We start from the raw sequence: 5,250 nt of genomic DNA, 5'->3' as shown, positions 1-5,250 counted from the left end.
TCCTTCTTCAACTAACGGTTGCTTTAGTTAAAGATCATCGGGCTGATTATTCAGCCCTTTTTCTTATTGAACTAACGGGGCAGTTTAGTTGAAGAAGAACGACCCATTAAAAAGCAATCAAAACAAAAGTTTAAGGAGAAAATAATGAATTACATACAACCAATTTCAATTCGTAAGCGTTCACTTTCAATGAAGGAGGAAGTCCATGAGAAACCTTGTGGCTACGATTTATACTCGAGAGAATATCGCTGACAAAAAAACTGCACTTTCAATTTTAAATCTAGTTATTGAAGCTGGATTTACTCCTGATAAAATGGGATTATTTGAACCACTCAAAACTGTTTTTACACAAGAAGAATTTTTGGAAATGTGGATGGATGAAAGCCCAGGTTGCTACAATGAAGAAGTCGGAATCATGACTGGAACAGCAGGAGGATTGATTGCGAAGTCAAAAAAACCCAATTTTTCTCTATCAGTTAGATGGTGGATCTGTCCTGATGAAAAGAGTATAAACACGATTGACTTCTATTTCACAAAACAAACATTCAAAATCCACCGTTTCGTTATTGAAAAATTATTTAAAGACACAGTCGATGTTTCAAATGGGTTTTATGGATATATATCTGAAAGTAATGCTGAACTTCGTCAACATGTAACCGGGACCATAAGAACGAGACTTCCTGGGATTTTTTGGTGCAATTATTTTAGTGAATCATTTGTGGAATTCTTTGGTGAAGAGAAAATCGAGAAATAYTCATGGTGGAAGATTGAAAATGGAAACAATAATGGACGATTCCTATATTTAACTGAAAGCCCAATGGTAGAACTTAATGAAGATGTTTCTTATGAACGAAAAGCTAAGAAGTATTTAGGTATGGACTCTTTTGGAGACGAAGATCAATATCTAGAAAATCCAACTWTATTGCAAGTGAAATCGGTGCCACCTATGTGAAAATTTTTCAATGTTGAGAAGAAGTTTGTCTCAAAATGAATATTATATCGTCTTATTCAGCTAACGCGGCAGGTTAGTTCAATAAGGAAATGCCGTTATTCTATTTTTAAATATTGAAAACACTTATAGTTAATTTGTAATATTTATATCTTAATAATTGGAAAGTATCAAGGAGGAAGAGATGAAGAAAGTAATAAACATGATTAATCCAAGTTCGAAGGTAGCTGGGGTGTCGTTACTTGAATTGAAAAAAACTGAAAAAGAACTGGGTGCTATTTTTCCCGATGAATACAAGGAACTCTTTTTAGAAACGAATGGAGCAAAATTTGGTGATTGGACCTTGTTTCCTATTCAAACTAATGAATGCTCAGCATTTAAAAATGATATTGTAAAACAAAATCAGAACAGACCGAAAAATCTACCGAGTGATATGGTTTGTATTGGTGAAAAAATGAATGGTGACACACTTTGCTACCGTATTAGAAAAAGATTTATGCAGGAACAAGTTTATCTTTGGAACGACAAAACTGGGTTAAGATGTAAAGCATTAGCATTAAGCACTTTTATTGATTGGAATGTGCCGAAAGTGAATACTAATAAGCCCAAAACAGTTGGTACTTTTACAGTAGGGAGTGGAAAGTTAGTTGTTTCTGATCCATGTTATCAGGTGGATAACGAAGAAGACCTGCAAATCATACTTTCAAATGTGAAAAATGGGAAATGGACAGCAACCATATCATACACACCTGAAGAAGTGGTTAAAAATGTATTCGTATTTTATGGAGAAAAGAAACCAAGTGGAAAATGGTATGTTTGCGATAAGCTGATTGGAGTTGACTCTGCACAAGCTGGAATTTTTGATATTAAAGTATTTGGTAGAGACGATGCGATCCAATATGAAGTGAAAAATGTCCATGACATAGAGATTAGTGAAGTTGGATTAAAATATTATGTCGCATGTTCTGATATGGTTGCATCTGATGCACAGGGTGGAGTTATTCCAGGTGGGGCGGTTTCAATGTCTGGTTATGGTGACGGAATGTACGAAGTGAAAGTAAAATATAACATTTCTAAAGAGGTTGTTGGAGTGATGATTGACTTTGGAGATGAGGAATAATGTTATTCACTAACGGGTAGTAAAATACACTTGTTCTTATTCAACTAACGGGGCAGGTTAGTTGAAGAAGAAATCAATAAGATGACTATAGTAACCTAACATTCGAATGAGCAAAGAATTGAAAAAGATGTAATCAAAATCTTAACAGAGCTATATGGTAAATAAGGAGTGTAATAATGAAAATAAAATAGCAGGGAGTATATAAAATGGTTTTGTTTCCCGAAGAATTAATTAAAGAGTATGTAGAACATAAAAATGCTAACTCAGGTAATTTTAGTTGGTGGAAATACGTAAATTTCAAGGCGGATTTACAGACAGCCCTAGCATTCTCTAAATTTTTTTATCCTGAAATTATTGAAATAGAGGGATGTTTTTTATTAAAAGATAAATACAATAAAGAGCTTTTTGATGCATGGAAAAACGATTGTAACGATGACAAGACTAGCATAGAGAAAATTATGAACTTATATGAATTAAAGGATTTTTTTCATATTAATGTTGATTATAATGAAGATTTAATAGAACAAAATAGAGTCTTGGGAGATATATTAGTAATGTTTTGGTCAATGAGCTTCCAACATAGATACCCAAGCAGAAAAATTTCTGTAGAAGTTTTTGAAGATTGGGATACTTTGTTTATTACTGTTTACGAAGAATTATAAATGATTCACTTTGGAATTTCAGCTTATACAAAGGAGACTTAAAAGTCTTAAACGTAGCGGATTTCAGTGAATGCTTTATATACCCTGATCCTGTACTGATAACGTTGGTAACCCAAAATGATATAGATTTGAGCCGATTTGACAAATGGTAATTAGGGATTATGATAATTTTTWCTTATTCAACTAACGGGTGCTTTAGTTGAAGATTCGATTTCTGAAATAATCAAACTTTTTTATAAAAATGAATAGCAATAAACAGGTGAAACCTCGTATTTTCAAAATACGAGGTTTGTTTTTTACCTAGAAATTGATCAAGAATTGTATTATTTCATGACAGACGGTCTTGAGAATATTATTGAACTTAGAGATGAAGCTGGAACCCAGGTAAATAAATATCGGTATGATATGTGGGGGGGCCATATATTAACCGAAGAACAAGTGGAAAATTCACTTCAATATTCGGGAGAGGTATGGGATGAGAGCACAGGGTTACAGTATCTTAAATCTAGATGGTACCATTTTGGCAAGACGAAGTTGTATATGTCATGGTGGAGGGTGAGAGAAAGAAATTTACGGTTTATTTAATTGATATTTTAATTCACTAAATTATTACATTTCTGGAAATGCATAAAAATATCGTTGTGCTGGTGGTTTTATCAATGATTATATTGCGCTATCATCACCACACAGCCCTTATATTAACAATAAGACAACAATTTCTCTTAAAATAAAGAAATGGCTAGAAATTGGTTAGGAGGAGATACCAATGGCTAAAGAGGATTGTTTGAAACAAGGATATGAAATTTTAAAAGATGAAAACAAGTGGAAATTTAGGTTCTCGAATCTTCAACTAACGGGTGCTTTAGTAATAATCATCGGGCTGCTTAGGCAGCTTTTTTTCTTATTGAACTAACGGGGCAGCATTCCTGTTTGAAGGATGTTCGAGGTCTTGAAAGAAAAAGAGCCCTCTAGTATGATGCATGAGTGTCAACGACCATTGACCCATCATCAAACAAGGAGGACTTCTCTATGCAGTTTAAATGCAATGAAAAAATTAATCAAGTGACTGAAAATACACTCGTTGTCGGTATGGATATTGCCAAGCGTGTTCATTACGCGTGCTTTGTCGATGAACGAGGGCGTGTGATTGAAAAAGCTTTTCCGGTACATCAATCAAAAGAAGGCTTTGATAGTTTGTATGAAAAGATTCGTCAAACGATGAAAGAAGCTAAGAAAACAGACGTTATAGTCGGAATTGAGCCAACAGGCCACTACTGGATGAACTTAGCTAATTTCTTAGACCACTACGGCATTCCACTTATCATGGTCAACCCAATGCACGTTAAACGTTCGAAGGAATTGGACGATAATTTACCAACAAAGAACGATAAAAAAGATGCGTTGGTCATCGCACGTTTATTGAAAGATGGACGTTTTAGTTATCCACGTTTGTTAAAAGATGTAGAAGCTGAACTGCGTATCGGATCTACTCTCCGTTCAAAGTTAACGGAAGATTTAGCGAGTATTAAAAATCGAATCATCCGTTGGCTTGATCGCTATTTTCCAGAGTTTACTCAAGTCTTTCCGTCTTTTGGAAAGATGGCGCTGGCGGCATTGGAAATGACTCCATTTCCACAGGATATTGAAGGGAAAAGTGCTGAGGAGTTGGTCTTTTTATACCGTGAGGTAGAGGGTATGAGGACACCACAGTTGCCGAAAGCAAAGCTTCTCATTGAAGCATCGACGAACTCAATCGGACTGACAGAAGGAGAACAGATGGCCCGACATGAAATCGCCACGCTTCTACGTCAGTATCGCTTATTASAAAACGAAATTGAATCTGTGAATAGTCAATTAGCCGAAATGGCACAAACAACTATGGAATTTGAGTTTCTCTCTTCTGTTCCTGGTTTAGGAGATGCAACAATTGTTGATTTACTTTCAGAAGTAGGAAGCTTTTCGCTTTATGAAAATCCACGCCAATTGATTAAACTAGCGGGATTGACATTACGTGAAAACTCATCTGGTCAACATAAGGGGCAAAAACATATCTCCAAACGAGGAAGAAAGAGACTTAGATATATTCTTTTCAAAGTAATCGTCCCACTCATTCGTCATAACGAACCGTTTAAACGGCTTCATGAATACTACACAACACGCCAACAAAATCCCTTGCGGGGTAAGCAGTCGATGGTGGTCCTATGCGGTAAATTACTAAAAGTATTGCATGGTATTTGTAAAAAGAAAGTCCATTTTAATGAGCAATATATGATGAAGGATCTCTACTGTCTCGCAGAGACAGCGTAAACATTTCTTATCATCGAGACCTATACCCAGAAGGATGACACGGAGAAGCCAGCATCATAACTAAACTAAGACCACGAGTCCCCGGGGCAGCTAAGCAGGCCTCTGCCTTATGAATAGACCGAACGAAGGAATGTAAGCGCATTGACGCTAAGAGACATGGGAGGGTACGTCGTCATAAGTATCGCAGAGATCCATAGTGCATCACATAGTGG

At 35.8% G+C, this 5,250-nt stretch carries 6 protein-coding genes; all 6 read left to right on the top strand.

Annotated features, from left to right (window positions below; genetic code table 11):
- The first annotated feature begins 205 nt into the window (after window positions 1-205).
- The 6 genes from AC1DSB_RS13970 to AC1DSB_RS13945 all read left to right on the top strand — a co-directional run bounded on the left by AC1DSB_RS13970 (window position 206) and on the right by AC1DSB_RS13945 (window position 5,038).
- The gene (locus tag AC1DSB_RS13970; RefSeq protein WP_477586919.1) at window positions 206-952 is read left to right on the top strand and encodes a hypothetical protein; all 747 of its coding nucleotides are present in this window, start codon (window positions 206-208) and stop codon (window positions 950-952) included.
- Window positions 953-1,133: 181 nt separating this feature from the next.
- The gene (locus tag AC1DSB_RS13965) at window positions 1,134-2,069 is read left to right on the top strand and encodes an SMI1/KNR4 family protein (RefSeq protein WP_477586918.1); all 936 of its coding nucleotides are present in this window, start codon (window positions 1,134-1,136) and stop codon (window positions 2,067-2,069) included.
- 206 nt (window positions 2,070-2,275) lie between these two features.
- The gene (locus AC1DSB_RS13960) at window positions 2,276-2,731 is read left to right on the top strand and encodes a hypothetical protein (protein ID WP_477533396.1); all 456 of its coding nucleotides are present in this window, start codon (window positions 2,276-2,278) and stop codon (window positions 2,729-2,731) included.
- A gap of 306 nt (window positions 2,732-3,037) precedes the next feature.
- Complete coding sequence (locus AC1DSB_RS13955; protein ID WP_477586920.1) at window positions 3,038-3,316, top strand: hypothetical protein; 279 nt, start codon at window positions 3,038-3,040, stop codon at window positions 3,314-3,316.
- A gap of 181 nt (window positions 3,317-3,497) precedes the next feature.
- Window positions 3,498-3,644 (top strand): hypothetical protein, encoded by a 147-nt coding sequence (locus tag AC1DSB_RS13950; RefSeq protein WP_477586917.1) that lies wholly within the window; start codon window positions 3,498-3,500, stop codon window positions 3,642-3,644.
- Window positions 3,645-3,760: 116 nt separating this feature from the next.
- Complete coding sequence (locus tag AC1DSB_RS13945; RefSeq protein WP_477586916.1) at window positions 3,761-5,038, top strand: IS110 family RNA-guided transposase; 1,278 nt, start codon at window positions 3,761-3,763, stop codon at window positions 5,036-5,038.
- The last annotated feature ends 212 nt before the right edge of the window (window positions 5,039-5,250 follow it).

It is taken from the genome of Paenisporosarcina sp. P4_E4_2, from assembly GCF_056401595.1.
Note: the sequence above shows the minus strand (reverse complement) of the source record. Positions and strands in the feature narration are given on the sequence as shown.